This window comes from Streptomyces sp. C36 (assembly GCF_040932295.1).
Taxonomy (GTDB): Bacteria; Actinomycetota; Actinomycetes; order Streptomycetales; family Streptomycetaceae; genus Streptomyces; species Streptomyces triculaminicus.
In genome coordinates, this window is sequence record NZ_JBFQGI010000005.1 from 196796 (window position 1) to 223557 (window position 26762).

A 26762-nucleotide genomic window follows, 5' to 3' on the forward strand; every position below is an offset into this window, starting at 1 on the left:
CGTCTGCTTCGGATGACGCCTGGCACGTGGTGCACGTCATTGCGAAGACGGCCTCCGCGTCGTCCGGACCGAGCTCTGGGCTGATCACCCAGTTCACCCATCGAATCACCGTGTGCGCACTCACTTTCCCCACCTGCTTGACGCATTGGCCGACCGGACCTTTGCGCTCAGCCATTCCGCGTCCGTGGCCGGGCGCACCGAGCCCGGGTCGGCCTCCCATTCCCTCCCGCCGGCAGGCGGGCGAAGCTGCAGGCGGGGCCCCACGTGGCCCATCACCTGTCCGATCCTGCCCTGGCGCGCGTCGACCACGAATGTGCCCGTCTCCGGTGTCTCCCGGCGTTCCCCCGCGAAGCACACACACGCGGGCGGTTGGTGGCGGAGCCTGATGTCGATTCCGTGCACTGTCACCCATGGCACGACGGCGCCGTCCGTGCTGCCCGTCGGGATGTCGGGGTGCTGTGTGGCGACCGCGGGCGGTGACGTCGCTGGCGGCGCCAAGCGGACCGTAGGGCTGACGGTGGGGTTCGGTTTCGGGTTTCCGGGCGTGCAGAGCACCCGCACGCGTGTGAACCAGTGGGAGATAAAATGGCGCATGTCGACCTGCTTTCTCCAGGTTGGCCATGCCCCGGAGCCGTGACAGCGGCTGCCGGGGTGCCGAATTTCCGACTTGCCTAGGCAAGTGGCTTCAACGTAGGGCTTCTCAACTTGCTTAGGCAAGTTGTTCCGACGAAAAAAGAGGGCCAACCTAGAGGGTTGGCCCTGGCGTTACTCCCCGTCAGGGAACGTCGATGACGTACCGGAACCTATGGCGGTCGCACGGCACTCGTGAGTCGAGAACCTCCACGGCCCTACCGCTCGCGACCCGGGCAGTGCGCAGCACTCGGGCCAGAGGCACGCCGAGAGGGATCGCGAGAGCCTCCGTCTCGGAGGGTACGGGCATCCGGATGTCGAGGTCCTCCACGAACTGCGTGATGCGTTCGCGCACGGGCCCGGTGGGGTTCTCGATGAGGGCGCTCACCCCGCCTCGGATCTTCCTCGGTTCCTCCACGGCCGTCCCATGAAAGAGATCGAAGGGGTAGTACCCGTCCACGAGTTGTGCCGGCTTGCCGCTCAGGAGGTATATGCGCCGTCGGACGATCACCGGATCGCCGGTGGGTATTCCAAGCCGTCCAGCCACCTCAGGCGGAGCCGGGGTGGTCTCCACCTTCAGGATTCGTTGCTCGGGCATGAGCCCTTGTGCCGCAGCCTCGGCGTTGAAGTTGCTGACACCTGTCTTGAGGCGGTGCCGGAAGTTCGCTCCGGTCGTGAGCATCTGCACACTGGGGCGAGGCCGGACAGTGGCGGCTTTGCCCTGGCTGCTCGCCACCAGTCCCTCGGATTTAAGGAGGGCGACACCTTTCGCCGCAGTCGCCCGCGTCGTTCCATAGCGCGCCTTCAGCGCGTTCTCGGACGGCAGCTTGTCCCCGGGGCCGAGCTCGCCCGTCAGGATCGAAGCCCGTAGATCGTCGGCGATGCGCTGGTAGAGAGGTCGTGGGTGGTCGGACATCAGGGGTCACCTCAGCTTGTCTGCGCAGGCAGCGTACGACAAGCTTCCCTTTCGGAAGTTCCCTGTCCCGTCAGTCCGTGAAGGCCCACCCGCTCCACTCGGTCACCGTGACGGCAACGACAGGCCCCTGGGGAGGGTTGTCCGCGTACTGGGCGTATTTCTCTTGCAGAAGTCCGATGGGGACACTGCACTGCGCGGGCTCCGTCCAGGTCTCGGCGTGCCCATCGGCCCGCGCCCACCACAATGCTCGCCAGTCGTCCGCGTAGTGGTCGACCAGCACGGAGACCTGGGGGTTCTCCCGGATGTTCCGTAGGCGGCGGAGATTCTGCGTGCGCTTCGGCTTGTGGTCAATGGCGAAGTACAGCATGTCCCGGTCCAAGGCGAAGACGATGGGCACCACGTGCGGTCTGCCCGTCTTGTCTGTCGTGGCCAATCGGGCCACCGGCGAATTCGCGAAGCGTGCTCGGGCTTCCGCAGGTCCAAGCTTCATCGCTCGACGGTACTCGAGGTCTGCAGTCGCGGCGAGCCTTTGCCTGACGCGCGCCAGCCCTGTTCGTATGACGGCGGAAGGGGGCGGGGGCGGGGCGGGCCCTTCTGGGGCGTAAGTGTTATTTGCGGCCCAAGTGCCGGGTAATGACACGCAAGTTGGGGCAACGGGCCGTAAATAATGCAGCCCCAGAAGGGCCCGCCCCGCCCCCGCCCCCGACCCCGGACCGACGGCCTCAGCCCCGCAGCATCGCCACCTGACCGCCCAGCTCCCTCAGTCCTGCCGCTCCCGCAGCAGCGCTCCGACGCGGGCGGCGGCGGCCGCCAGGTGGTGGCGGGCCTCGGCCAGCTGATCGGCCGTCACGCCGTGGTCGCGGGCCGCGTCGCGCACCTCGTCGCGGAAACGATCCAGCAGCCGGTCGAGGTCGCGGGCAGGGTTCTTGGAGAAGGCGTCGTCGGCCGTGGCCCAGTCGGGCAGTGGGATCCCCTCGGCGGCCGGCTCGTCGCGGTCGGTGCGCTCGACCGTGACGGTCGTGGGGCCCGCGGGGGCGTCGCCGCGGCCGGCCTGGCCGGCCAGCGCGCCGAGCTCCCTGGCCAGGGCGCCGAAGCCCTCGACCAGGCCGGCGGGCCAGTCGCCCTTGCGGGCGTGCTCGCGCATCTGCTCGCGGACCCGCTCCTGGATGCGCAGCATCTCCTCGCGGGCGTGCTCCTGGGCGGCGCGGGCCTGGCGGCGGGCGGTGTGGGCCTCCTCCCGGGCGCGGTGGCTCTCCTCCTTCGCCCGGCGGGCCTGCTCCTTCCACTCCTCCTTGGCCTTGCGCAGCTCCTCCTTCGCCGTGGCGAAGTAGTCGGCGGAGTGGCCGTCGGCAGTGGTGTCGGCGCGGGCCTGGCGCGCGGCCTCGCGCATCTCGCGGCGCAGGTCGCCCGCCGCGCCCCGGACGTCCTCGCGGATGTCGGCGGCGAGCGCGGCGACGGACTCACGGATCTCGAGCTCGAGGTCGGCCAGTTCGCCCTGGCGCTCGGCGAGCTCGGCGCGCCCGGCGTCGGTGAGGGAGTAGACCTTGCGGCCGCCTTCGCTCGTGTGGGTGACGAGTCCCTCGGCCTCCAGCTTGGCCAGGCGCGGGTAGACGGTGCCGGCCGAGGGTGCGTACAGCCCCTGGAAGCGCTCCTCCAGCAGCCGGATGACCTCATAGCCGTGGCGCGGGGCCTCGTCGAGGAGCTTGAGCAGGTACAGCCGCAGCCGGCCGTGGGCGAAGACGGGAGGCATCAGAGGACCTTTCCCTGGACGGGGACATCGGCGACGTCCTCCTGGGACGGGGGCCGCCGCAGCAGCGCCACCGCGCCCGAGAGGGTGGTGACCTTGAGCCGGCCGCGGCCCGCGCCGAGCCGGCCGGTGATGCGCTTGGCGCCCCACTGGCCGCTGACCCGCAGGTCGTCGAAGGCGCAGGAGACCTGGCCGCTGGTGGTGTTGGCGTTCACCTCGGCGTCCACCGGGTGCGGCAGCCGGACGGCGACCTCGCCGGAGACGCTGGTCAGGTCGAGGGTGGGGCGGTCCGGGGCGCCGGCGGCCAGGTCGACCGTCATGTCGCCGCTGACGGTCTCGGCCTTGACCGAGGCGCTCGCGCTCTCGATGAGGGTCAGGTCGCCGGAGACGGAGTTGAAGCGCAGGCCGCCGGCGAGCGCCTGGGCCTGGAAGTGGCCCGAGACGGTCTCCGCGCGGACCTCCCCGCGCACGCCGACGAGCGTGGTGTCACCGCTGACGCCGCGTACCTCAGTGGCGCCGGTGATCCCGGAGACCACGGCGCTCGCGCCGACGACGCCCAGCTCGACCCGGGTGGCGGTCGGCACGGTCAGGGTCACCGTGACGCTGCGCTTCCACTCCTTGCGGTCGAACCACTTGAGGACGTTCTTCCAGGGCAGGTCCTCGTACGCGACGGTGAGCGTGCCGCCCTCGTGGGTGACGATCAGGGGCGGGCCGTCGATCGCGGACAGCTCCAGGCCGGCCGGACCGCCGTCCGTGCCGACGACGTTGACGGTGCCGCCGACGACGCGCACCTTCAGGGCCGTCACGGGCCCCTCGAAGGCGAGCTTCTGCGGCGTGGTGAGCGACCACTCGGACCGGTCGGACATTCCGGGCTCCTCTGCGGGTGGACGGGACGCAACATATCGCGTCTGTCAATAAACACGATATATCGCGTCGTCCGGAAGTCAAGTGCCGCTCGAGTGACATAGCGTTGACGCATGTCCGCTACTGATCGCAGCCGGGCGGCGGGGGTACTGCTGCTCTGCCGGGCCGAGCCCGACCGTGTCCGTCCCTCCGCACAGCTCCTGCGCGAGCCGATGCTCCTCGCCCCCGCCGGCGAGGACTGGACCGTGCTGGTGCCGGCCGAGGAGGCGTGGCGGGAAGAGGGCAGCCACCTCGCCGCCGTCGCGGCCGAGTGGGCGCACGCCCTGACGGTCGCCGAGTCCTGGCCGGCGGTCGGGCTGTGGTGGGACGAGGAGGGCGCGGGCTTCGTGGTGGCGGCGGGCTTCCGCCGCACGGTCGGCTACACCTGGCTCGCCGACGGCGCGCCGGTGGGCGAGGAGGGCGCGATGACCGCACTGCGCGCCCGGCTGGGCCTGGACCCCGTGCTGGACGCCGAGGCCTTCGACCAGCTGACCCGGCCGGACTCCGACGCCGACGCGGCGGCGCGCGTACGCGGGGTGATCGCCGTGCTGGCGCGGTCGGGCCTGCACCTGCCGGCCGGCCTCGTCCCCGGGGCGGGCACCGACGTGCTGCGCGCGGCGGCCGAGGCGGCGCCGAGGGTCGAGGCGGTGGAGTGGCCCGGCTGGCGCGAGGCGGTGCGCGGCGGGCTCGACGCCTCGGAGAACGGCCTCATGGGGGAGTGGATACGGGGCCCGAAGGCGCGGGCGCTGGGGGCCGCCGAGATCGCGGCGGGCGTCTGCCTGCTGGTCTACGCCCGGCGGGGTGCCGGTTCGCGTCGGCGCTGGTCGGCGGCGGGCGTGGTGCTCGTCGCGGACGGGGCGCTGACGATCGCCTACGACACATGGCGCGCGCGTGGGACGTGGGGGACGAGCGGGGCGTAAGCCCGTACGCGATGCCGGGCCGTCGCCGCCGCCCGGCACCGCGAGAGGGGCCAGGCGGGCGAGATGGGGCCACGCAGCGGGAGGGACTACTCGTCGTCCTCGTCGTCCAGCCGGGCCAGCCACGTCGCGAGGCGCTCGACCGGGACCTCGAAGTCCGGGTTGAGGTCGACGAACTCGCGGAGCCGCTCGGCGACCCAGCCGAGGGAGACCTCCTCCTCGCCCCGCCGGTTCTCCAGTTCCTCGATGCCGCGGTCGGTGAAGTACAACGTGATCTCCGTTGGGGGATGGTGGACGGGCCTGCAGTCCAGCCCAGGATAGGCGGCGGCCCCGACGGCCTTGGCCAGGACCTCTCGCGCCGGTGCGATCAGAGGACTAGCCTGCTGCCTCACTCGCGGCGACACCGCCGGCAACGACGGCACCGCCCGCGGCGACGCCACCGCCCAACAGCGGAGGCAACGAAGGCAACGCGGATAACGCGGATAACGGGGACAACGGCAGCAACGGCAGCGACAGAGGCGTCCGCGGCGACCGGTCGCGGACGCGGACGCGGTAACGGGGGTGGCGCGTGGCCGACGGCATCACTCAGGTCCGGCTCGACGACGGCACGGTCGTCTGGGCGAGGATCACGGAGGCACAGGAGCTCGCGGAATCGTCCGGGGGCGCGTACGAGGACTCGAGCGCCGCTCGGCGCGTGGCCGATATGGCGGGCGGTCTCGCCGACGTCGTACGCGGCGTCGTCGGATCCCTGCGCATGGGTCTCGCGGCGGCACGACCGCACGAGGTCAGGGTGGAGTTCGGCATCGAACTGGCCGCTCAGGCGGGCCAGGTGATCAGCCTCATCGCCGACGGCAGCGGCAAGGCGTCGATCACCGTGGCGCTCACCTGGGCGGAGCGGGCCGAGCAGGGGGAGCCCGCCGCCCCCGGCGCTCCTTGAGCGCCCTGGAGGGGACCGCGCGCCGTGCGGTCGTACGCATCGCGGAGCGCGACGGCGGGTATGACCGAAGCGGCGCCCGGTTCTGGGGCAGTGGCTTCTTCATCGCCCCCGGCTGGGTCCTGACCTGCGCCCATGTGGTGGGGAACGGGGGTGGCGACGTGCTCCGCGGCCGTAGCGTCGTCGACGTCACCGACTGGCGGGACCGCACCACCGCCGGCCGGGTCGCGCTCGCCCTGCCGTGCCCCGACGACGCCGACCGCCCGCCCCGGCCCTGGCCCCTGCCGGACCTGGCGCTGGTGGAGGTGGACGCCGCGGACGACACCGAATGCCTGTGGCTGAGCGACCGTTCGACGATCGTGCCCGCCGACATCAGCGTGCACGGCTGGTCGCGGGACACCGGCGAGCTCGCCCCGCGCCACGGCCTCGGCACCGCCAGCGGCGGCGAGGGCGGCAGCGCCATGCTGTTGCGCGGCGAGATCCCGGTGGCCGGCTGCTCCGGCGGGCCCGTGGTGGACACCGGCAGGGGAGCGGTCATCGGCGTCGGAAAGGGGCGGGGCAAGGGCGACGCCGGACTGGCCGTGCCGATCACCGCCCTGCGCCGCGTCGCCGACGACCGGCCCGGCCGGGACCGGCTGCACGCGATCATCCGCGCCCACGACCGCCACCACTACGACCGCTACCGCGCGCTCGGCACCGGCGGCAGCTGGCCCGGCCTGCAACAGCGCCTGCGCGAGGCGGCGCTGCGGGCCCCGGTCGGCGGCTTCACCCCCCGGCTGCGCACCCACCTCTTCGCCCGCCTGGCCGAACTGACCCCGCCCCGCACCCCCGGTGAGGTGATGCAGCTGGTCGGCGACACCAAGCGCCGCATGATCCAGGACCCGTACCACCCGGGCGTCGAGCACGACCCGCGCACATGGCGGGAGGGTGTGGGCCTGCTGTACGACCTGCGCGACGGCGCCGGCCGGGCCAAGGAGCCGGACGGCGAGCGGGACCTGGAGCTGGAGGCGGTGCTGCTCTACTCGGCCCGGGTCGCGGCGGCCGTCAGCCGCCTGGGCCACGACCGGGACATGCCCCACCTGCGCGACCTGAGCGGATGGCTGACCGGCGAGGCCGAGCCCCTGTCCTACGTCATCCGCGAGGAGATACGGCAGATACTGCACGGCGGCTCCCCGGCGCCCGAGGCGCCGCGCGCCGCGGCCCCGCCGGGGACGGTCGAGCTGCGCAAGCCCGAGCGCAGGGACGTCGAGCCCGGCCCGGGCGGCCCGCCCACCCGCCGCCGGGGCGATGTGATCGTCGAGATCGACCCCCTCCTCTACGGCGACCGCTACCCCTGGCGCGTCAAACTCCTGCTCGAGGACGGCATGGTCACCCCGCTGCACGCCGACGACGAGGGCGTGCCCCGGGCCCTGCTGCGCGAGCGGCTGCGCGAGCCCGTCGCCGCCGCGCTGGACCAGGGAGACGTCGGCGAACACCTGGCCGAGCTGCATGTGGTGCTGCCGCGCGAGCTGTTCGACGAACCGCTCGACGACTGGCGGCTCGCGCCGCCCGGAGCCGAGGACGACGGCTTCGACCCGCGCACCATGCCCCTCGGCCTGCGCCGCGTGGTGATCCTCAAGGACCGCAGGCGCCGCGACCAGCCCGCCACCCCCGAGTGGAAGAAGCGCTTCAAACGGGCGAGTCTCGGCCCGATGACCGCCGTGCCACTGCGTCGCGAGGCGCCGGCGCACGGCCACGACGGCCCGCGCCGGGAGGGCGGCCACGTGGCGTACGCGCGGCTGTCCGAGGCGCCCGGCACGGCCGTGCCGGTGTACTGCGGCGAGGTCGGCCGGGGCGCGGGCGCGACGGCGATGGACGCCGCACTGGCCGCCGGGCACGGGGTGGTGATCTGGCGCCGGTGCGCGACCGGCCATACGGATTGCGCCGAATTCCACGAGCGGGCGGCCCGGCTCGTGTGCGAGGCGGGGAACGCCGAGGGGCTCCACCGGCGCGTCCGCAACCTCCGCATCCGCTGCGGCGACCCCGACTTTCCCGATCCGGACGCCTTGTGGGCGCGTTCCATCGCGCTCCTGTTCGACGATCCGGATCGTCCGCCGGGGCCCGACACGCCGTTGCACGCCCCCGGCGTCCGTCCCGGGACGGCGCCATGACACCACGTCAAGTACCTGCCAGGAGAGTCCCGAAAGGGTCGGCAGGGCAGTGTCCGGACGGTACCGTCGAGCGGGGGACGGCAGCGGGCGGCAGGGACGCGAAGCCCCGGGCACGGCAGGCCTCACGGTCATCACCAGCTACGAGGAGCCCAGTGTGAACGATTGGCGCATCTATCGGGGAGCCGGCCTGCCGCACGACGGAATCCGGCGGCTGCCGCCGCCCCCGCCCTGGCGGGACTTCGCCTCCGCCGGACCCGACACCGGCTCCGGCAGCGACCCCAGCGCCGCCCGCCGGCTCGGGGTGCTGCGCCGCCTGGTGGAGAACCACCACCCCCGCCCCGAAGAGGTGGAGGCCGTCAACGCCGCGCTCTACCTGCGCCGTCCGCTCCTGGTCACCGGCACCCCCGGAACGGGCAAGTCCACTCTCGCCCACGCCGTCGCCCACGAGCTGGGCCTGGGCCGCGTGCTGCGCTGGCCCATCGTCAGCCGCAGCACCCTGCGCGACGGCCTCTACCACTACGACGCCATAGCCCGCCTGCAGGACGTCCAGCTCGAGCGCGCGGGCGGCGACGGCGGCGCGCGGCGCTCCATCGGCTCGTACGTCCGCCTCGGCCCGCTCGGCACCGCCCTGCTGCCCGTGGCCCGGCCGCGGGTCCTGCTGATCGACGAGCTGGACAAGGGCGACCTCGACCTGCCCAACGACCTCCTCAACGCCCTGGAGGAAGGGGAGTTCCGGCTCCCCGAGCTGGAGCGGATCGCCGACCGCGAACCCGAGGTCGAGGTCCTCACCGACGACAGCGAACGGGCCGTCGTCCACGGCGGCCGGGTGCGCTGCACCACGTTCCCGCTGATCGTCCTCACCTCCAACGGCGAGCGCGACTTCCCCGCCGCGCTGCTGCGCCGCTGCATCCAGCTCGACCTCGAGCCACCGCGCGAGGAGCAGGTCACGGCCATGGTCAGAGCCCATCTCGGCGACGACGCGGTGGCCTCCGGCGACGCCCTCATCCAGCGGTTCCTCGAGCGGGAGCCCGGCGAGGTGATCGCCGCCGACCAGCTGCTCAACGCCCTCTTCCTCACCCAGCACGCGCCCCGCGCCGAACGCGTCACCCGCGAGCGGCTCGCGAACATGCTCATGCAGCCCCTGGACCGTCCGAGGTGATGAGAGATGACGGCGCCCCCCGACCATCGGCTGGGGCAGTTGGTCGCCCGGCTGCGGTCCGCGCGGTGGGACCTCACCGCGCGGGAGCTCGCGGACGCCGTGTGGCTGGCCCAGTGGGTCACCCCGGACGCGGCCCCGGCGGCGGACGGGGAGCGCCCGGCGGGTGAGACGCCCCTGACCGCCGACCGCCCTGCCGGCCGCCCCGGCGGGGCGGGCCGCACCGCCCCGCCGGACGCCCGGAGCGGGCCCGGCGGGCGGGAGGACCGTACGGCCCCGGGCCGCACGGAGCGTCCGGTGGGGCGGTCCGGCCCGGTGTCCCTCTACGCCCACGGCGCGGGCCCGGGGACCGACCCTGGCGAGGCCCGGGGCGAGACCTTCCCGATCCGCATCCCGATGGCCGCGTCCCTGCCCGGCCTGCTCGGTCTGCAGCGCGCCCTGCGGCCCCTGCGCGGCTACCGCGTCCCCGGCGCCCGCCCCCCGGGCCCGCTCGACGAGGACGCCACCGCCGAGACCGGCGCCTCCTCCGGCGTCCTGGAGCCCGTCTACCGCCCGGGCGAACACCGGGCCGCCACCATGCAGCTGCTGATGGACGCCTCCGCCTCGATGGCCGTCTGGGAGCGCATGCTGGAGGAACTGCGCCAGACCTGCGCCCAGCTCGGCGTCTTCCGGGACGTCCAGGTCCGCTATCTGCACCGGGGCGCCGACGGCGCCCCCCTGATCGGCACCACCGCCCAGCCCGGCGCCGCCGGCCGGCCGCACCCGCGCGCCGCCCAGCAGTTCCGCGACCCCACCGGGCGCAGCCTCACCCTGGTCGTCAGCGACTGCGTGGGCCGGCTGTGGCAGGAGGGACGGGCCCAGCGCCTCCTCCACGACTGGGCCCGCACCGCGCCGCTCGCCGTCGTCCAGCCCCTGCCGCCCCGCCTGTGGCCGCGCACCGCCCTGCCCGCCGAGCCCGGAACGCTCACCCGCGACCCCGCCACGGGCGGCAGGCCGCACTTCGAGCCCGACGGCTACGGCCCCCCGCCCCCCGCCGCCGCCCTGCCCGTCCCCGTCCTGCCGCCCACCCGCGACGCCCTGGGCACCTGGGCCCGGCTGCTGTCCGGCCCCGGCCGGCAGACCGTGCGCGGCGCCGCCGCCTGGCTGCGGCCGGACCAGCCGCCCCTCGACGTGCCGGCGCCCGGACCCGGCCGGGCCGCCGCGCCCGACGCCGGCGAACTGCTGCGCACCTTCCGCGCCGGCGCCTCCCCGGGCGCCCTGCGCCTGGCCGTACACCTGGCCGCCGTACCGCTGACGCTGCCGGTCATGCAGGTCGTCCAGCGCGCGATGCTGCCCGACACCGGCCCCATGGAGCTGGCCGAGGTGCTGCTCAGCGGGCTGCTGTGGCGGCTGCCCGGGCCCGGCCCGGACCCCGCCGCCGGGCACCGCTACGAATTCGCCGACGGTGTGCGGGAGATGCTGCTGCAGTCCCTCGACCGCAGCGCCGCCGCCCTCGTCCTCAAGCACTGCTCCGACTACGTCGAGCGCCACTTCGGCAAGGGCGCCCGCAACTTCTCCGCCCTCGCCGCCGCCCAGCTCTCCGGCCGCCCCCTCCCGGACGACGACACCCGCCCCGCCGGCCCCCCGCCCGCCGACGCCCCGGCCGAACCGGAGCTCTTCGCCGAGGTGCCCGCCCGCGTGGTCCGCTGGTACCAGCCCTCCGCCGTGGGCAGCGGGCCCGTCGCGGAGGCCGAGCGACTGCTGCGCCTGTGGCACGTCCAGGCCGACCCCACCCTGCTCCACGAGGCCCGCGAACGCGCCGCCCCCGCCGCGGCCATCCCTCTCGCCCCAGTCGACCCTGACGACATCACCGGCCCCCGCGAGCCCGCCGCCGCCGAGGGGGTACGGGCCCGGCTCGTCCTCGGCCGGGTCCTGCGCGCCCTGGCCGGCACCGAGTCCGTACGCCATGACCCCATCCAGCGGCACACGATGCTGACGGAGGCCGTCGCCCTGCTCACCGAGGCCCACGACCACACCGGCCCCGCGGGCGAACACCGCACGGAGGCCGCCCTCGAGCTCGCCACCACCCAGCACACCACCTGGCTGGCCGACGGCGACCACGAACGCCTCCTCGCCGCCGAACGGACCCTGCGCGCCCTGCCCGGCGGCACCCCCGAACGCCACCTGCGCCTGGGCCGGGTGCTGCTGGACCTCGCCCGGGCCGGCCACGACACGGCCGGACGCGCCGCCGAGGCCGCATCCGAACTCCACGAGGGCCACGCCCTGCTCGAGGCCGCCGACGCCCCCGACATCCGGCGCTGCGCCGCCCTGCTGGACCTCGCCCGGGCCCTGCGGCTGTCCGGGGCGCCCGCCGCCGACACGCTCGCCGTCCTCGAACGCGCCGTCGGCCGGGCCGTCGACGACCTCCAGCGGTTGAGCTGCCGCACCGAACAGGCCCGTGCCCACGCGGACACCCGGTCCTGGCCGGAGGCCGACGACGCCTACGCCGCCGCCGTCGCCCTCACCGGACGGCACAGCCCCCGCCGGTGCGAACTCCTCGCCGAATGGGGCGAGTCGCTGCTGGGCCGGGCCGAGACGGCCGACGAGGACGGCCCCGTGGAGATCGTCGGCCGCGCCGAGGCGGTGCTGCGGGAGGCCTTCGCGGTCAGCCCCGGGCGCTCCCCGCTGCGCGCGCGGACCCAGCTGATGCTGGGCCGCGCCCTGGTGCTGCGGTTCGGCCGGCAGGGCTTCCTGCCCGACCTCTACGAAAGCTGCCACCTGCTGGAACAGGCGGTCCGCCAGGCCCCCGACGGCCTCACCCGCGCCGAGGCCTGGCTGGCGCTGGGCACCGCCCGGCTGACGCTCGCCGAACACTCCGCCACCATGCCGGTGGCCGACGCGGCCACCGCCTTCGAGACCGCCGCCAAGGAGGCCCGACGCCGGTCCGCCGACGGCGAGCCGGGCTCGGTGACCGCCGCCCGCGCCCTGCACCGCCACGGCGTGGCCCTGGAACGCATGGGCATGCCGGGGGCCGCACTGGCCGCCTACCGCGACGCGCGGCGCGAATGGCTCGCCCTCACCGGCCGGCTGGCCGAGGTGCCCTGGCCCGAGGTCCAGGCCACCCGCGAGAGCGTGGCACGCCTCGGCGGCCCATGACCGGAGGTGGCCCGGGCGGGTTTCTGCGTCATGGGCCCCGGGAAGAACCGTGCAGCCGCGGGGGCCGCTCCCGGCGGAGGGCGGCAGGGAGGAGAAGAAGGTGCCTGAGCACGAGAACGCCGCTACGGTCGCGCGGGACGACGCCCCGCGGGTGCCGCCGCTGCCCGACCTCACCGGCCTGGGCCTGCGGGCCTTGCGCGAGACGACGGACCGGGACGTGGCGGTCGCCGTGGAGCACGCGCTCGCCCGCCCGGCGGAGCTGGCCGAGACCTGGTACTCCGGCGGCAGCGAGGCGGGCGCGACGGGCGCCGCGCGCTGAACCCGCCGCGACGAGCCGGTTTCCGGACAACAAACCCCGGGGCGGCGGAATGAGGTGGCCCGTATGACCGTCAAACCCCGGGCGGCGGAATGAGGTGGCCCGTATGACCGTCGAACGCCTGCCCCCCGGGGCCCTGGCCCGCCTGGCCCGGACCCGGTGCGCCCCCGGCGACCACGCCGCGCTGCGCGACGGCGCCCACAGCCTGCGGCTGGTGCTGTTCAAGTCCCTGCTGACCCGCCTCGAACGCCACCCCGGCGCGGTGCCCCGCCCCGCCCGCGAACGCTTCGAGGAGCACTGGCGGTTACTCGAGCGCACCGAGGCCCGCGACCGGCGCCCGGTGCGCGACACCCTGGACTACCCCTCCGTCGGCCACTGGCTGGCCCGCACCCTCGCCGCCCCCGACGGCGACGCCCTGGCCGGCGCCCTCGGCCACTTCGGCGCCGTCGTCGCGGCCGCCGCCCTGCGCGCGAGCGGCTCCTTCACCCTGGAGACGGCCACCCCCGGCGGCGTCCTCGTCCTCCCCGGCGCCGGCCTCGCCGAGACCGGCACCGGCACCGTCCGGCTCACCGCCCACGGCCGCACCGCCCGCCTGACCGCCGCCGGCCGCCGCACCGGACCCGTACTGCTGCGCGTCCCCGGCCGCGTCTGCGGCGTCGGCCCCGGCTGGCGCGCGCTGAGCGCCCTGCCCGGCAGCGACGCCCTCGTCGACGACCTCGACCCCTACCGGGCCCCGCCCGAGGGCGTCAGCCGCGCGGCCCTGCCCCCCGCCCCCCGCTCCGAGACCGGCGGCGAGCCCTGGGCCCGGCACTGGCGCGCCGCGCTGGACCTGCTGCGCGCCACCGACGCCGAGCGCGCGGCCGAGGTGACGGCGCTGCTGCGCTGCCTGGTGCCGCTCGCCCGCTCCGGCCCGTACGGACGCGCCGTCACCCGAGTGAGCGCCACCTACCGGGTGGCGCCCGGCGCCGTCCTCACCTCGGCCCCCGACACCGCCGAGGACCTCGCCGAGGTCCTCGTCCACGAGACACAGCACGGCAAGCTCGCGGTCCTCCACGACCTTCTGCCGCTGCACCGCGCCGCGCCCGAGGCCGTGCACCGCGTGGCCTGGCGCGCCGACCCCCGGCCGTTCGCCGGGGTGCTCCAGGGCACGTACGCGCACCTGGCCCTGGCCGACTTCTGGGCCCGCGCGGCCGCCGGCCGCACCGGCACGCCGTCCGCCCGGCGCGAGGCCCGGGCGCGCCGTGATTCCTACCTCCGGCAGGTCGCGCAGGCCCTGCCCATCCTGCTTGAATCGGGAGAACTGACTCCCGCCGGACGGGAGTTCACCCAAGGCATGGAGCGGCACCTCGCGGACCTGGGGCGGCTCCGCGACCCGTCCGCGGCGATCGGCGGTACGTCACCAGCTGGTGACGTACGGTAATCTTGCGTCCGTGCCGGCCCCTCGGCCGACGCAGTGCGAAGGAACAGAGGGAGACGTGCGGATGGCCACGCAAGGGCAGGGCAGCGAGCATTTCGTCGTCGTCTTCGCCGGGTACCACCGGCCCTGGGCCACCTGGATCGGCCACCGGCTGGAGAGCCACGGCCACCGGGTCACCCTGCAGCGCTGGGATCCCCGACGGGAGGTCCCCCTGGAGACCGCCCTCGGCGACCTGCTGCTGGCCTCCGGGCGGATACTGCTCGTCCTCAGCGACTGGTTCTTCCAGCTCGGGCCGCGCCGCGAGGGCGAGTGGAGCGAGGCCCTGCGCGGCGTCGTCGCCGCCAACGCCCAGCGCTTCGCCGCCGTCAACCTCACCAACCGCACGCTGCTGCCCGCCACCGCCGTGCTGGAGCCGGTGGACCTGTGGAGCGTCGGCGCCCAGGAGGCCGAACGCCGCCTCCTCAGCCGCCTCGGCCTCCCCCCGGCCTCCGGCCGCCGCCCCCTGCCCGCCACGCCCGGCTCCCGGTTCCCCAACGACCCCCCGGCCGTCTGGGGCGAAGTACCCCGCCGCAACGTCCGCTTCACCGGCCGCGACGACCTCCTCAACAGCCTCCAGCAGCACCTCATGGACGCCGAGCAGGGCACCGCCGTCGTCACGCTCCTGGGCATGTCCGGCATCGGCAAGACCCAGATGGCCGCCGAATACGCCCACCGCTTCAGCTCCGACTACGACGTCGTCTGGTGGGTGAACTCCGACACCCGCGGCACCCTGCGCGAACGCCTCGGCGAGCTCGCCCCCGAGCTGGGCCTCGCCAGCGGATCCGAACCCGGCGAGCGCATCCGCGCCGTGGGGGAGGCGCTGCGCCGCGGCGACCCCTACGGCCGCTGGCTGATCGTCTTCGACGGCTGGGACGACATCGACGGCGCCGAGGACCTGCTGCCCGAGGGCCCCGGCCACGTACTGATCACCTCCCGCAACCGCAGCTGGAACGACAGCCGCACCACCCTGGTCGAGGTGCCCGGCTTCGACCGCCACGAGAGCACCGGCTACCTGATGCGCCGCGCCCCCCGCATCACCGCCGACCAGGCCGACGAGGTCGCCGCCGAGCTCGGCGACATCCCCCTCGCCCTCGTCCAGGCCGCCGCATGGCTGGGCGAGTCCGACATGGACGTCAACGACTACCTGCGCATGGTGCGCGACGGCGAGCTGTCCGAACTCACCGACCAGAGCGGCTTCGACGGCGTCCCCCGCTCCTCCCTCACCTCCTGGTCGATACTGATCAACCGGCTCCGCGAGTCCCAGCCCCACGCCGTGGAGCTGCTCTCCCTGTGCACCTCCTTCGCCCCCGGCCGCATCCCCATCGGCCTGGTCCGCCACCTCGCGGCCGCCGACCTGCCGGAAGGCCTCGGCTGGCTCGCCACCGACCTGGCCGGCTGGACCCGTGCCCTGGACACCCTCGTCAACTACTCGGTCTTCACCCGCGACACCCGCAGCGCCCTCGCCGGCGAGGAGCCGGGCCCCGAGCAGGAGTCGGTGCACATGCACCGCATCGTCCACGACATCGTCGGCCGCCTCACCTCCCCCGAGGACCGCAGGCGGCACCGCGAGGTCGTCCGCCGGATGCTCGTCGCCGCCGACCCCGGCAACCCCCAGGACTCCCGCCTGTGGCCCCGCTACGCCGAGCTGCTGCCCCACCTCGAGCCCTCCGGCGCGCTCGGCAGCCGCGACGACCGCGTCCAGGAGACCATCCTCAACCTGCTGCGCTACTGCTTCCGCAGCGGGGAGTTCCGCACCGGCGTCGAGCTCGCCGACCAGGTGCGCGAGCACTGGTCGGAGCTCTTCCCCCCGGAGCACCCCCGCATGGTCGAGCTCACCACCCAGCAGGGCAACATCCTGCGCGCCTACGGAGGCTTCCGCGCCGCCTACGAACTCGACCGCGAGCTCCTGGACAGGCTGCGCGCCGCCCCCGCCACCGACCCCACCCACCTGATGACCGCCACCAGCTGCCTGGCGGCCGACCAGCGCTACCTCGGCCAGTTCTCCGAGGCCCTCCAGGCCCAGCGCGAGGTCCTCGAGACCGCCCTCGAACTCCTCGGCCCCGACGACTACCTGACCCTCCTCGCCCAGCACAACCTCGGCGCCGGCCTACGGCTCCTGGGCCGCTACGCCGAGGCCTACGAGGTCGACCTCGAGACCCTGCGCAAACGCGAGTCCCTGCTGCGCGCCCGTCACGCCACCACCCTGGTCTCCGGCATCGCCTGCGCCCGCGACCTGCGCCTGATGGGCCGCTACCGCGACGCCCTCGCCCGCCAGGAGCTGGGCATGCGGCTGCACGTCCAGGTCCTCGGCCCCCAGCACCCCCAGACCCTGCGCGCCCGGCACAACCTCGTCCTGTGCGAGCGCCGCGCCGGCGCCCTCCAGGACGTCGGCGGCGTCATGGCCAGCCTGCTCGACCAGACCGAACAGGTCCACGGCCGCCGCCACTACGCCACCATCTGCCTCGTCGTCGACTACGGCAACTACGCCCGCGAACACGGCGACCTCGGCCAGGCCCGCGACCTCATCGCCGAAGGCGAGAACGGCCTCCGCGAACTCCTCGGCCCCGCCCACCCCATCAGCACCGGCATGCTCTCCAACACCGGCCTCGTCCTCCAGGCCGCCGGCGAACGCGCCGAAGCCCTCACCATGTTCGAGGCCGCCCTCGCCGGCCTCACCGCCACCCTCGGCCCCGACCACCCCTGGGTCCTCGGCTGCGCCCTCAACGCCGCCGCCGGCCGCAACTTCACCGGCCGCCTCGACAGCGCCCAGGAACTCAGCCGCGACACCCTCCGCCGCGCCCGCCACGCGCTCGGCGAGGACCACCCCTTCACCCTCTCCTGCGAGGTCGCCCTCGCCATGGACCTCCGCGCCCTGCGCGAACACGAGGAAGCCGGCAAGGTCGAGGAAGGCGCCCTCCAACGCCTCACCCGCACCCTCGGCGCCCAGCACCCCCACACACTGGCGGCCCGCCAGCGCATGCGGCCCTACTGGGACTTCGAGCCGTACATGGGGTGAGCCTGCGCGGTCGCTCCCTTCGGACGCCGGGGCGCCGTCGCCTGATATGTCACCGGCCCCCACCGCCGAAGCGGTGGGGGCCGGTGACATATCAGTGCTCAGTCCCGGGGGAACTTGCCGGTCGTCAAAGTGATGCCGAGGGCGGTGTCCGTCAGGTCGATCGGCTCACCGAAGTCCAGCCGCATGCTGGTGCGGTACTCGCCGTCCTTCGGCATGGTGTGCACGTGGCACTGCCCCGTGTAAGGGTCCGCGATCAAGTACACGGGGATCTCGCCGACGGCGTAGGCGGCGGCCTTCTTGCCGTAGTCGTTGGCGCGGGTCTCGCGGGAGATCACTTCGAGAATGAACTCGACGTCCTGGTAGCGCCAATTCCCCTTCGCGTCAGGTTCTGCTCCGTCGGAGACCTTGTACAGATCGGGAGCGAAACCATTTCTGTAGCCGGGCAGATCGAGGCGTACGTCCATCTCGATCGGGCTGTCCGGCCCGAAGTGGGAGGCCAGTTGGAGCAGCACGCTCTTGATGATGGCTGAGTGCGTGCGCCTCTGTGGCGACATGACGATTGCCCCCTCGACGATCTCGCCCTTGTACCCCTCGGGGACGATCTCGTAGAGAAGCTCGAACATGTCGTCGAAGCTCTGCTCGCCGCTGTCGGCCATCTCGGTCCTGTCGGTCAGTGTGATGGTCACTGTGGCGCTCCTCCCCGCTGCCGCTGGTTTCAGCAGCCGCGCAGTACAACGATAGGCACGGTGCCCGCGTCACGTCCGCGGCTCATCCGTCATGCCGCCGCCACCTCCGGCTCGGCGGGGGTGGCCGTCGCCGGGGTCAGGGCCAGGTCCAGGACCTGGCGGACGTCCGAGACCGGGTGGACGTCGAGCTTGGCCAGGATCTCGGCGGGGACGTCGTCGAGGTCGGGCTCGTTGCGCTTGGGGATGATCACCGTGGTGATGCCCGCCCGGTGCGCGGCGAGCAGCTTCTGCTTCACGCCGCCGATGGGCAGGACGCGGCCGGTCAGCGAGACCTCGCCCGTCATGGCCACGTCGGGGCGGACCTGGCGGCCGGAGAGCAGGGAGGCCAGGGCCGTCGTCATGGTGATGCCGGCGCTGGGGCCGTCCTTGGGCACCGCGCCCGCCGGTACGTGCAGGTGGACGCCGCGCTCCTTGAAGTCGCCGACCGGCAGTTCGAGCTCGGCGCCGTGCGAGCGGAGGAAGGAGAGCGCGATCTGGGCGGACTCCTTCATCACGTCACCCAGCTGGCCGGTCAGGGTCAGGCCCGCGCCGCCGGTCTCCGGGTCGGCCAGGGAGGCCTCGACGAAGAGGACGTCGCCGCCCGCGCCCGTCACCGCCAGGCCCGTGACCACGCCGGGGACGGACGTGCGCCGCTCGGCCGGGTCCTGGGCCGACTCGGGCGTGTGGTGCGGCCGCCCGATCAGCGGGCGCAGCCGGTCGGCGCCGATGGTGAAGGGCAGCTCCTGCTCGCCCAGCTCGTGCCGGGCCGCTACCTTGCGCAGCAGCCGGGCCACCGCGCGCTCCAGGTTCCGTACGCCCGCCTCGCGGGTGTACTCGCCGGCCAGACTGCGCAGGGCCTCGTCCTCCAGCACGACCTCGCCCGGCTCCATGCCCGCCCGCTCCAGCTGCCGGGGCAGCAGGTGGTCGCGGGCGATGACGACCTTCTCGTCCTCGGTGTAGCCGTCGAGGCGGACCAGTTCCATGCGGTCGAGCAGTGCCTCGGGGATGGCCTCGAGGACGTTGGCGGTGGCCAGGAAGACCACGTCGGACAGGTCGAGCTCGACCTCCAGGTAGTGGTCGCGGAAGGTGTGGTTCTGGGCCGGGTCGAGGACCTCGAGCAGGGCGGCGGCCGGGTCGCCCCGGAAGTCGGAGCCGACCTTGTCGATCTCGTCGAGCAGGACGACCGGGTTCATCGAGCCGGCCTCCTTGACCGCCCGGACGATGCGGCCGGGCAGCGCGCCCACGTACGTACGCCGGTGGCCGCGGATCTCCGCCTCGTCGCGGACGCCGCCGAGCGCGACGCGCACGAACTTCCGGCCCATGGCGTGGGCCACGCTCTCGCCCAGCGAGGTCTTGCCGACACCGGGCGGGCCGACGAGCGCGAGCACCGCGCCCCCGCGCCGCCCGCCGACCACGCCCAGCCCCCGGTCGGCGCGCCGCTTGCGCACCGCCAGGTATTCGGTGATCCGTTCCTTAACGTCCTCCAGGCCCGCGTGCTCGCGGTCGAGCACGGCCTTGGCGCCGGGGATGTCGTAGGCGTCCTCGGTGCGCTCGTTCCACGGCATCTCCAGGACCGTGTCGAGCCAGGTGCGGATCCAGCCGCTCTCGGGGCTCTGGTCGGAGGCGCGCTCGAGCTTGCCGACCTCCTTCAGCGCGGCCTCGCGGACCGCCGGCGGCAGGTCGGCGGCCTCGACGCGGGCGCGGTAGTCCTCGGACTCGTTCTCCGGGTCGCCGTTGAGCTCGGAGAGCTCCTTGCGGACGGCCTCCAGCTGGCGGCGGAGCAGGAATTCGCGCTGCTGCTTGTCGACGCCCTCCTGGACGTCCTTGGCGATCGACTCGGCGACGTCCTGCTCGGCGAGGTGGTCGCCGAGCCACTTCACGGCGAGCCGGAGCCGGGCCACCGGGTCGGCGGTCTCCAGCAGTTCGACGCGCTGGGCGACGGTGAGGAAGGGGGAGTAGCCGGCGTTGTCGGCGAGCTGGCCGACGTCGTCGATCTGCTGGACGCGGTCCACGACCTGCCAGGCTCCGCGCTTGCGCAGCCAGCTGGTGGCGAGGGCCTTGTACTCCTTGACCAGCTCCGTCACCGCACCGGGCAGAGGGGCTGGGGTGATCTCCTCCATCGCGACGCCCTCGACCCACAGCGCGGCGCCCGGGCCGGTGGTGCCGGCGCCGATGCGGACGCGGCGCACGCCGCGGATCAGGGCGCCGGGGTCGCCGTCGGAGAGGCGCCCGACCTGCTCCACGGTGCCGAGCGTGCCGACTCCGGCGTACGTGCCGTCCACGCGCGGCACGAGCAGGACCCTGGGCTTGTCGCCCGGGGTGGCCGCGGCCTGGGCCGCCTCGACGGACGCCCGGGCCTCGGGGTCCGAGAGGTCCAGCGGGACGACCATGCCGGGCAGCACGACCTCGTCGTCGAGCGGCAGCACGGGCAGGGTGAGCGGTGTGGACGTCGAAGCCATGATCTCCCCTTCGGCAGGCAAGTTGAGTTATGTGGACTCAATGCTTGCCGCCGCCGGGATGTTCCCCGCCCTCCGCCCGTTCGCTCTGAGCGATCAAGCCGGGAAGGCCCGCCGGTAGTCCGTCGGCGTCACCCCGAAGTGCAGCGCGAAGTGCCGGCGCAGGTTCGCCCCCGTCCCCAGCCCGCTCAGCTCGCTGATCCGCTCCACCGACAGCGCCGTCGACTCCAGCAGCGACTGGGCCCGCACGAGGCGCTGGGTGAGCAGCCACTGCAGCGGCGTCGCGCCCGTGGCCGCCTGCAGTCTCCGGTGGAGCGTCCGCGGGCTCGTCCCGGCGCGGCGGGCCAGGTCGTCGACGGTCAGCGGCCGGTCCAGGTGCGCGGTGGCCCACTCCAGCACGGGCGCCAGGCCTTCGTCGTCGGTGGCGGGTACGGACAGGTCGACGAACTGCGCCTGGCCTCCGGGCCGGTGCGCGGGCACGACGAGGCGGCGGGCCAGCTGGTTGGCGACGTACGCGCCGAGGTCGCGGCGGACCAGGTGCAGGCACAGGTCGAGCCCGGCGGTGACCCCGGCGCTGGTGAGGACGTCGCCGTCGTCGACGTAGAGGACGGAGTCGTCGACGGCGACGCCGGGATGGCGCCGCACGAGCTGTTCGGAGTGCATCCAGTGGGTGGTGGCGCGGCGGCCGTCGAGGATCCCGGCCGCGGCGAGCGCGAAGGAGCCGGCGCACAGGGACACCATGCGGGCCCCGTCGTCGGCGGCGCGGCGCAGCGCGGTCAGGAGGTCCGGGGGCAGCTCCCGGTCGCCGTCGACGCAGGCCTCCGGGACCGAGGGGACGATCACCGTGTCCGCGCCCGCCAGGCCCTCCAGCCCGTGGGACGTACGCAGCGCGAAGCCGCCCGCCCCGGCCTGTGCCCCGGCCCCGCTGTCACCGGAGCCCCCCGCCGAGCACAGCCGCAGGTCGTACCAGGGGTCGGCCAGGTCGTGGTGCGGGATGCCGAAGACCGTGCAGACCACCCCCAGTTCGTACAGGTCCCAGAAGGGGACGTCGTCATCGATCACGACCACGGCGACGGTTCCTGCGCTCATGCCCGAAGCCTATGGCAGGAATTTTTCGACGCCCGTCAGTTCTGCCACTGTCGACGGCCGACGGGCGGTGCGAGCGTGGTCCTACTTGATCCACAAGGGGAGAAAACCATGACTGCTGTCACCGTTCTCGGCCTGGGCCGGATGGGCTCCGCCCTGGCCGGCGCGTTCCTGGCCGCCGGCCACACCACCACCGTCTGGAACCGTTCGGCCGCCAAGGCCGACGCCCTGGTGGCGCGCGGTGCCGTCCGCGCGGAGTCACCCGGCGCCGCCGTCGCGGCGAGCGAGCTCGTCGTGGTCTGCGTGACGACCTACGAGGACGCGCATGCCGTCCTCGCCCCGGTCGCCGGCGACCTGGCCGGCCGCACGCTCGTCAACCTCACCTCCGGCTCACCCGAACAGGCCCGCGAGAGCGCCGCGTGGGCGGCGGAGCACGGCGCCGACTACCTCGACGGGGCGATCATGACGACCCCGCCGGGCATCGGGAGCACGGAGTTCATGCTGCTGTGCAGCGGCTCGCCGACGGCGTTCGCCGCGCACCGGCGGACGCTGGCGAACCTGGCCGATCCGGTGGACCTCGGCGCCGACCCGGCGCTGGCCTCGCTCTACGACACGGCGCTGCTCGGCCTGATGTGGTCGACGCTCAGCGGCTGGCTGCACGGCGCCGCGCTGACCGGCTCCGAGAAGGTGAGCGCGGCGGACTTCACCCAGGTGGCGATCCGCTCGTTCACGGCCCTCGCGGGGTTCATGAGCACCTACGCGCCCCAGATCGACGCGGGCCGCTACCCGGGCGACGACGCCACCCTCGACATCCACCTGGCGTCGATGGACCACCTGATCCACGCCAGCGAGGCCCGCGGCCTGGACGTCGAGCTGCCGGAGCTGCTCAAGGCGTTCACCGCCAGGGCCGTCGCGGCGGGGCACGGCGGCGACAGCTACGCACGTCTGATCGAGGTCGTACGGGACGGGGGCCGCGCGTGAGCGCCCCGGCACAGGCGGGGGACGCCGTGCTCACCACGGCCTCGTGGGCAGCGCTCGTGGTCGCGGCATCCGAGGAGTGCACGGGCGCGCTGGAGGCGGGCGCCGACGGGGACTGGTCGCGTCCCGCCGGGGACCTGGACTGGTCCGCTCACGAGGCCCTCGACCACCTGGCGCTCGGCCTCGTCGGCTACGCGGGACTGCTGACGGCCCGGCCCACCGACCGCTACATCGCGCTGTTCGCCTCGCTGGACCCGGTGGCCCCGCTCTCAGCGCGCCTGGAGGGCATCCGCATCGCGGCGGCGCTCCTCGCCGCCGCCGTCCGCGGTGCGGGGCCCGGGGACCGGGCGTGGCATCCGTGGGGCCACTCCGACGGACCCGGCTTCGCCGCCATGGGCGTGGTGGAGACCGTCGTCCACACCCACGACATCGCGCGCGGACTGGGGCTGGGCTGGACCCCGCCCGACGGGCTCTGCGCGCCCGCCCTGCGCCGGCTCTTCCCCGACGCCCCGGCCGGCCACCCCGCCGGCCGCACCCTCCTGTGGTGCACGGGGCGGGACATACTGCCGGGGCAGCCACGGCGGCAGGAATGGCAGTGGGACGGCAGCGTCCGCTGACGCCCGCGAACCGGCCTGCCGGGCGCCCTCGCGGACGAGCGGCACGCAGGCGATCCCCGTCAGCAGCGCGATGGGGTGGCCCCAGCTGGCGAGCGGGTCGACGAGCTCGATCAGGTCCCGGGCGCAGATCGCCCCGGCAACGCCCAGCAGCGTCCACCTCCAGCGGCCCGGAAGCAGCCCCGAGAGGGCTCCGACGCAGGCCATCAGGCCGAAGCTGATGCCGTAGTCCAGGCGGTGCAGCGAGGCCTCGGGCAGCCGGCCGGCCGCGACCGCGCCCGCCACGGGGAGCTCGGTGGCCAGCGTGGCCAGCACGTGCCCCGCCAGGAACACCCCGGCCGTCCGGGCCGCGCCCACGCGACGCTCCAGCGCGGTCCCGACGAGGGCGAAGGCGGGCCCGTACGCGGAGAGGAGGCCGCCGGCCACCCACAGGGCGCTGGCCAGGAGGACGATCAGCGGCTGGTCGGCCAGGTGGGCCGCGTCCGTGCTGGAGTCGCGCAGCAGCTGATTGACGGTGGCCTCGTCGCCGACGTCGGCGTAGATGGCGAGAGCCAGCAGGATCAGGCCATAGAAGAAGGTGAACGGCGTTCCCGTGGGAGTGGGCAGCAGCCGGCCGATGCGCCTCAGCGCGCGGCGGCGACGCGAGGGCGTCGCGCTGGAGTTCACGCCGGAGTTCGCGTCGGCGTCAACCGCGGTCACTCGGTCATGCCCCTTTCCGCGCACCACTCCGGGGCCGCGGAAAAAATCGCCCGCCCGCCCATTCAAGAACATTAAGGTGCACAGGCTCCGCCGAATCAACCTCTGGCCGTGACTCCGGTCACCCTTGTCAACCTCTTGACGCGCGGTTGCGTCGGCGCAGCCCGTCGACCTGAGGAGGCATGAGAATGACCGTCCCGGACATCCGGCGCACCGCCGACGAGACGCCCGTCACGATCGAACGACGCGAGGGCCCCCACGGCGAGGTCGTGCTGCGGCGCAGGGGGACGCACTACGAGATCATCGCCAACGGCTGCTTCCTGATGGACACCGCCGACGGCCGCTCCGAGCGCCTGCTGGTCGACGCGGCCCTCGCCGCGCTGCCCGTCGGCCGCCCGTCCCCGTCCGTGCTGATCGGCGGCCTCGGCGTCGGTTTCTCCCTGGCCCGGGCGGCCGCCGAGCCGCGCTGGGGGCGGATCACGGTCGTCGAACGCGAGGAGGCGGTCATCGACTGGCACCGCACGGGCCCGCTGTCCGCGATCTCCGCCCCGGCGCTGGCCGACCCGCGCACCCGGATCGTCCACGACGACCTCCTCGCCCACCTGCGCGGCGCGGCCGCGGACGGCGGCGAAGACCCCGTTCGTGCCGAGGGCACCGGCTACGACGCCCTCTGCCTCGACATCGACAACGGCCCCGACTGGACCGTCACCGAGGACAACGGCGGCCTCTACTCACCCGCCGGTCTCGCCGCCTGCCGGGCCCGGCTGACCCCCGGCGGCGTGCTCGCCGTATGGTCCGCGCAGCCCTCCCCGGCATTCGAACAAGCCCTCCGGAATGCCGGATTCGCCGGGGTAACCACCAGAGAGATCACCGTTGCCCGGGGCGTCCCCGACGTGGTCCACCTCGGCATCGGCGCCGCGTAGCCGAGCCGCGCCGGGTGCCCGTAACCTGCCTTCCACAACTGCAGGACTGCCAGCGAGAACGCTACGGGAAGACGCTAGGGGCGGGGCGCATGGAGCAGACACACATCGGCCCGAGCGGCGCCGCAGCCTCCGCCGGGGCACAGCGCCGGGTACTGATCGTCGAGGACGACAGGACAATCACCGACGCCATCGCGGCCCGGCTGCGGGCCGAGGGATTTCAGGTACGTACGGCGGGCGACGGGCCCGCGGCGGTGGACACCGCCGAGGCGTGGCAGCCGGACCTGCTGGTCCTGGACGTCATGCTGCCCGGTTTCGACGGGCTGGAGGTGTGCCGCAGAGTCCAGGCCCAGCGGCCCGTCCCCGTCCTGATGCTCACCGCGCGCGACGACGAGACCGACATGCTCGTCGGTCTCGGCGTCGGCGCCGACGACTACATGACCAAGCCGTTCTCGATGCGCGAGCTGGCGGCCCGGGTGCATGTGCTGCTGCGCCGCGTGGAACGCGCGACGCTGGCCGCGCACACACCGCGCAGCGGCATCCTGCGGCTGGGCGAGCTGGAGATCGACCACGCCCAGCGCCGGGTCCGGGTGCGCGGCGCGGACGTCCATCTGACGCCGACCGAGTTCGACCTGCTGGTGTGCCTGGCCAACACGCCGCGCGCGGTGCTCTCCCGCGAGCAGCTGCTGGCCGAGGTGTGGGACTGGGCCGACGCCTCCGGCACCCGGACGGTGGACAGCCACATCAAGGCGCTGCGCCGGAAGATCGGGGCGGAGCGGATCCGTACGGTCCATGGGGTGGGCTACGCGCTGGAGACCCCGGCCGCATGACGCGCGAGAGCGGGCCGGCGGCAAGGGCGTGGGGCCGGGTCTGGGAGGCGCTGCGCCCCCTGGACCCGTACCGGTCGGTGAAGGCGGCGCTGGGCGCGCTGGTCATCGGCTCGGTGGTGATCACGACGTTCCTGGTGTTCGTCGCGATCCGCTCGGCGACCGAGCTCCGGGTGATCACCATCTTCTCGATCATCGCCTCGCTGCTGATCACCCAGTTCGTGGCGCACCGCCTGACCGCGCCGCTGGACGAGATGACCGAGGTCACCCGGGCCATGGCGCAGGGTGACTACACCCGCCGGGCGGGAGCCGGCCGACGGGACGAGTTCGGGGACCTGGCCGCCGCCTTCAACCGCATGGCGGCCGACCTGGAGGCGGTGGACACCCACCGCAAGGAGCTGGTCGCCAACGTCTCGCACGAGCTGCGCACGCCCATCGCGGGCCTGCGGGCCGTCCTGGAGAACGTGGTGGACGGCGTCTCGGCCGCCGACCCCGAGACGATGCGCACGGCGCTGCGGCAGACCGAACGGCTGGGCCGGCTGGTGGAGCAGCTGCTGGACCTGTCCCGGCTGGACAACGGCGTGGTGCCGCTGCGGGCCCGGCGCTTCGAGGTCTGGCCGTACCTGGCGGGCGTGCTGAAGGAGGCGAGCATGGCCTGCGTCAGCGGCTCCTCGCCCCGTGCCCGCAAGGACGTGCACCTGCACCTGGACGTCTCGCCGCCGGAGCTGACGGCGCACGCGGACGCCGAACGGCTGCATCAGGTGGTGGCCAATCTGGTGGACAACGCGGTCAAGCACAGTCCCCCGCACGGCCGCGTCACCGTGCGTGCCCGGCGCGGGGAGGGGGCGGAATCGCTGGCCCTGGAGGTGCTGGACGAGGGCCCCGGCATCCCCGAGTCCGAGCGGCACCGGGTCTTCCAGCGCTTCAACCGGGGCACCTCCGGCACCCCGGGGCCGGGCAGCGACGGCGGTACGGGCCTGGGTCTGGCGATCGCGCGCTGGGCCGTCGACCTGCACGGCGGGAACATAGGAGTGGCCGAGTCACCGCGTGGCTGCCGCATCCGGGTCACTCTTCCGGGCGGACCTCGGGAACAGTCTTGACGTAGGGTCGGTGGTGGGAGCACACGTCCGAACCGGGCGTGGGGCAGGCCCAGGCGAACCCAGGAAGTCCCGGGACGAGTGGAA

The 26762-nt window shown here is 74.1% G+C and carries 21 protein-coding genes and 1 pseudogene; 13 read left to right on the forward strand and 9 right to left on the reverse strand.

The features are described from left to right. Positions 1-775: 775 nt before the first annotated feature. From AB4K12_RS17285 to AB4K12_RS17300, 4 genes are all read right to left on the reverse strand, one after another. A complete protein-coding gene (locus AB4K12_RS17285; RefSeq protein ID WP_368435023.1) occupies positions 776-1546 on the reverse strand; it encodes a GntR family transcriptional regulator in 771 nt (256 codons plus the stop codon). Positions 1547-1616: 70 nt separating this feature from the next. Beyond that, positions 1617-2036 carry a TIGR03668 family PPOX class F420-dependent oxidoreductase gene (locus tag AB4K12_RS17290; protein WP_368435024.1) on the reverse strand — a complete coding sequence of 140 codons (420 nt, stop codon included), beginning with the start codon at positions 2034-2036 and terminating at the stop codon, positions 1617-1619. 270 nt (positions 2037-2306) lie between these two features. After that, positions 2307-3296, reverse strand: coding sequence for a helix-turn-helix transcriptional regulator (locus AB4K12_RS17295; protein WP_368435025.1), 990 nt, complete (start codon positions 3294-3296; stop codon positions 2307-2309). After that, positions 3296-4159, reverse strand: coding sequence for a DUF4097 domain-containing protein (locus AB4K12_RS17300; RefSeq protein ID WP_368435026.1), 864 nt, complete (start codon positions 4157-4159; stop codon positions 3296-3298). Before AB4K12_RS17300 ends, AB4K12_RS17295 begins: the two co-directional genes overlap by 1 nt. A 111-nt stretch (positions 4160-4270) precedes the next feature. Here AB4K12_RS17300 and AB4K12_RS17305 point away from each other — a divergent pair, with 111 nt between their 5' ends. Beyond that, on the forward strand, positions 4271-5116 hold the full coding sequence (locus AB4K12_RS17305) for a hypothetical protein (protein ID WP_368435027.1): 846 nt from the start codon (positions 4271-4273) through the stop codon (positions 5114-5116). An 86-nt stretch (positions 5117-5202) separates the two neighbouring features. On the opposite strand, the gene AB4K12_RS17310 is transcribed toward AB4K12_RS17305, so the two are convergent. Beyond that, a complete protein-coding gene (locus tag AB4K12_RS17310) occupies positions 5203-5382 on the reverse strand; it encodes a DUF6104 family protein (protein WP_086567929.1) in 180 nt (59 codons plus the stop codon). A 299-nt stretch (positions 5383-5681) separates the two neighbouring features. Between AB4K12_RS17310 and AB4K12_RS17315 the strand changes: the two genes are divergently transcribed. The 7 genes from AB4K12_RS17315 (at position 5682) to fxsT (ending at position 17276) form a co-directional block, all read left to right on the forward strand. Further along, positions 5682-6050, forward strand: coding sequence for a CU044_2847 family protein (locus AB4K12_RS17315; RefSeq protein ID WP_368435028.1), 369 nt, complete (start codon positions 5682-5684; stop codon positions 6048-6050). After that, positions 6047-8197 carry a trypsin-like peptidase domain-containing protein gene (locus tag AB4K12_RS17320; protein WP_368435029.1) on the forward strand — a complete coding sequence of 717 codons (2151 nt, stop codon included), beginning with the start codon at positions 6047-6049 and terminating at the stop codon, positions 8195-8197. Before AB4K12_RS17315 ends, AB4K12_RS17320 begins: the two co-directional genes overlap by 4 nt. A 154-nt stretch (positions 8198-8351) precedes the next feature. Then, positions 8352-9356, forward strand: coding sequence for an AAA family ATPase (locus AB4K12_RS17325; RefSeq protein ID WP_368435030.1), 1005 nt, complete (start codon positions 8352-8354; stop codon positions 9354-9356). Positions 9357-9362: 6 nt separating this feature from the next. Continuing rightward, a complete protein-coding gene (locus AB4K12_RS17330) occupies positions 9363-12488 on the forward strand; it encodes an SAV_2336 N-terminal domain-related protein (RefSeq protein ID WP_368435031.1) in 3126 nt (1041 codons plus the stop codon). 100 nt (positions 12489-12588) lie between these two features. Beyond that, positions 12589-12807, forward strand: a complete 219-nt coding sequence (locus tag AB4K12_RS17335; RefSeq protein WP_368435032.1) for a hypothetical protein — start codon at positions 12589-12591, stop codon at positions 12805-12807. 103 nt (positions 12808-12910) lie between these two features. After that, positions 12911-14224 carry an HEXXH motif-containing putative peptide modification protein gene (locus tag AB4K12_RS17340; RefSeq protein WP_368435033.1) on the forward strand — a complete coding sequence of 438 codons (1314 nt, stop codon included), beginning with the start codon at positions 12911-12913 and terminating at the stop codon, positions 14222-14224. Between the two features lie 61 nt (positions 14225-14285). After that, entirely contained in the window at positions 14286-17276 is a 2991-nt protein-coding gene (fxsT, locus tag AB4K12_RS17345) for an FxSxx-COOH system tetratricopeptide repeat protein (RefSeq protein WP_368435034.1), read from the forward strand. A gap of 98 nt (positions 17277-17374) precedes the next feature. Here fxsT and AB4K12_RS17350 read toward each other — a convergent pair whose 3' ends face one another. The 3 genes from AB4K12_RS17350 to AB4K12_RS17360 form a co-directional block, all read right to left on the reverse strand. After that, positions 17375-17962 (reverse strand): Uma2 family endonuclease, encoded by a 588-nt coding sequence (locus AB4K12_RS17350; protein WP_368435035.1) that lies wholly within the window; start codon positions 17960-17962, stop codon positions 17375-17377. An 89-nt stretch (positions 17963-18051) separates the two neighbouring features. Then, the gene (gene lon / locus AB4K12_RS17355; RefSeq protein WP_368435036.1) at positions 18052-20460 is read right to left on the reverse strand and encodes an endopeptidase La; all 2409 of its coding nucleotides are present in this window, start codon (positions 20458-20460) and stop codon (positions 18052-18054) included. Between the two features lie 93 nt (positions 20461-20553). Beyond that, the gene (locus tag AB4K12_RS17360; protein WP_368435037.1) at positions 20554-21546 is read right to left on the reverse strand and encodes a GlxA family transcriptional regulator; all 993 of its coding nucleotides are present in this window, start codon (positions 21544-21546) and stop codon (positions 20554-20556) included. Positions 21547-21654: 108 nt separating this feature from the next. On the opposite strand from AB4K12_RS17360, the gene AB4K12_RS17365 reads away from it, so the two are divergent. Both AB4K12_RS17365 and AB4K12_RS17370 read left to right on the forward strand, forming a co-directional pair. Continuing rightward, entirely contained in the window at positions 21655-22524 is an 870-nt protein-coding gene (locus tag AB4K12_RS17365; RefSeq protein ID WP_368435038.1) for an NAD(P)-dependent oxidoreductase, read from the forward strand. 56 nt (positions 22525-22580) lie between these two features. Then, a complete protein-coding gene (locus AB4K12_RS17370; protein WP_368435275.1) occupies positions 22581-23138 on the forward strand; it encodes a maleylpyruvate isomerase N-terminal domain-containing protein in 558 nt (185 codons plus the stop codon). Positions 23139-23177: 39 nt separating this feature from the next. On the opposite strand, the pseudogene AB4K12_RS17375 reads toward AB4K12_RS17370, so the two are convergent. After that, positions 23178-23906, reverse strand: a pseudogene (locus AB4K12_RS17375) (rhomboid-like protein); the annotation flags it as partial. A 113-nt stretch (positions 23907-24019) separates the two neighbouring features. Between AB4K12_RS17375 and AB4K12_RS17380 the strand changes: the two are divergent. The 3 genes from AB4K12_RS17380 to AB4K12_RS17390 all read left to right on the forward strand — a co-directional run bounded on the left by AB4K12_RS17380 (position 24020) and on the right by AB4K12_RS17390 (position 26678). Continuing rightward, positions 24020-24754: a spermidine synthase gene (locus AB4K12_RS17380; RefSeq protein WP_368435039.1), complete on the forward strand. Its 735-nt coding sequence runs from the start codon at positions 24020-24022 to the stop codon at positions 24752-24754. A gap of 89 nt (positions 24755-24843) precedes the next feature. Then, a complete protein-coding gene (locus AB4K12_RS17385; protein WP_086568410.1) occupies positions 24844-25581 on the forward strand; it encodes a response regulator transcription factor in 738 nt (245 codons plus the stop codon). Continuing rightward, positions 25578-26678 carry an ATP-binding protein gene (locus AB4K12_RS17390; protein ID WP_368435040.1) on the forward strand — a complete coding sequence of 367 codons (1101 nt, stop codon included), beginning with the start codon at positions 25578-25580 and terminating at the stop codon, positions 26676-26678. Before AB4K12_RS17385 ends, AB4K12_RS17390 begins: the two co-directional genes overlap by 4 nt. Positions 26679-26762: the final 84 nt, after the last annotated feature.

What these genes read in the sequence shown, in the direction of transcription:
- AB4K12_RS17285 (WP_368435023.1), bottom strand. Translation starts at nt 1,546, where the DNA reads ATGTCCGACCACCCACGACCTCTCTACCAGCGCATCGCCGACGATCTA.
- AB4K12_RS17290 (WP_368435024.1), bottom strand. Translation starts at nt 2,036, where the DNA reads ATGAAGCTTGGACCTGCGGAAGCCCGAGCACGCTTCGCGAATTCGCCG.
- AB4K12_RS17295 (WP_368435025.1), bottom strand. Translation starts at nt 3,296, where the DNA reads ATGCCTCCCGTCTTCGCCCACGGCCGGCTGCGGCTGTACCTGCTCAAG.
- AB4K12_RS17300 (WP_368435026.1), bottom strand. Translation starts at nt 4,159, where the DNA reads ATGTCCGACCGGTCCGAGTGGTCGCTCACCACGCCGCAGAAGCTCGCC.
- AB4K12_RS17305 (WP_368435027.1), top strand. Translation starts at nt 4,271, where the DNA reads ATGTCCGCTACTGATCGCAGCCGGGCGGCGGGGGTACTGCTGCTCTGC.
- AB4K12_RS17330 (WP_368435031.1), top strand. Translation starts at nt 9,363, where the DNA reads ATGACGGCGCCCCCCGACCATCGGCTGGGGCAGTTGGTCGCCCGGCTG.
- AB4K12_RS17340 (WP_368435033.1), top strand. Translation starts at nt 12,911, where the DNA reads ATGACCGTCGAACGCCTGCCCCCCGGGGCCCTGGCCCGCCTGGCCCGG.
- fxsT (WP_368435034.1), top strand. Translation starts at nt 14,286, where the DNA reads ATGGCCACGCAAGGGCAGGGCAGCGAGCATTTCGTCGTCGTCTTCGCC.
- lon (WP_368435036.1), bottom strand. Translation starts at nt 20,460, where the DNA reads ATGGCTTCGACGTCCACACCGCTCACCCTGCCCGTGCTGCCGCTCGAC.
- AB4K12_RS17360 (WP_368435037.1), bottom strand. Translation starts at nt 21,546, where the DNA reads ATGAGCGCAGGAACCGTCGCCGTGGTCGTGATCGATGACGACGTCCCC.
- AB4K12_RS17365 (WP_368435038.1), top strand. Translation starts at nt 21,655, where the DNA reads ATGACTGCTGTCACCGTTCTCGGCCTGGGCCGGATGGGCTCCGCCCTG.
- AB4K12_RS17380 (WP_368435039.1), top strand. Translation starts at nt 24,020, where the DNA reads ATGACCGTCCCGGACATCCGGCGCACCGCCGACGAGACGCCCGTCACG.
- AB4K12_RS17385 (WP_086568410.1), top strand. Translation starts at nt 24,844, where the DNA reads ATGGAGCAGACACACATCGGCCCGAGCGGCGCCGCAGCCTCCGCCGGG.
- AB4K12_RS17390 (WP_368435040.1), top strand. Translation starts at nt 25,578, where the DNA reads ATGACGCGCGAGAGCGGGCCGGCGGCAAGGGCGTGGGGCCGGGTCTGG.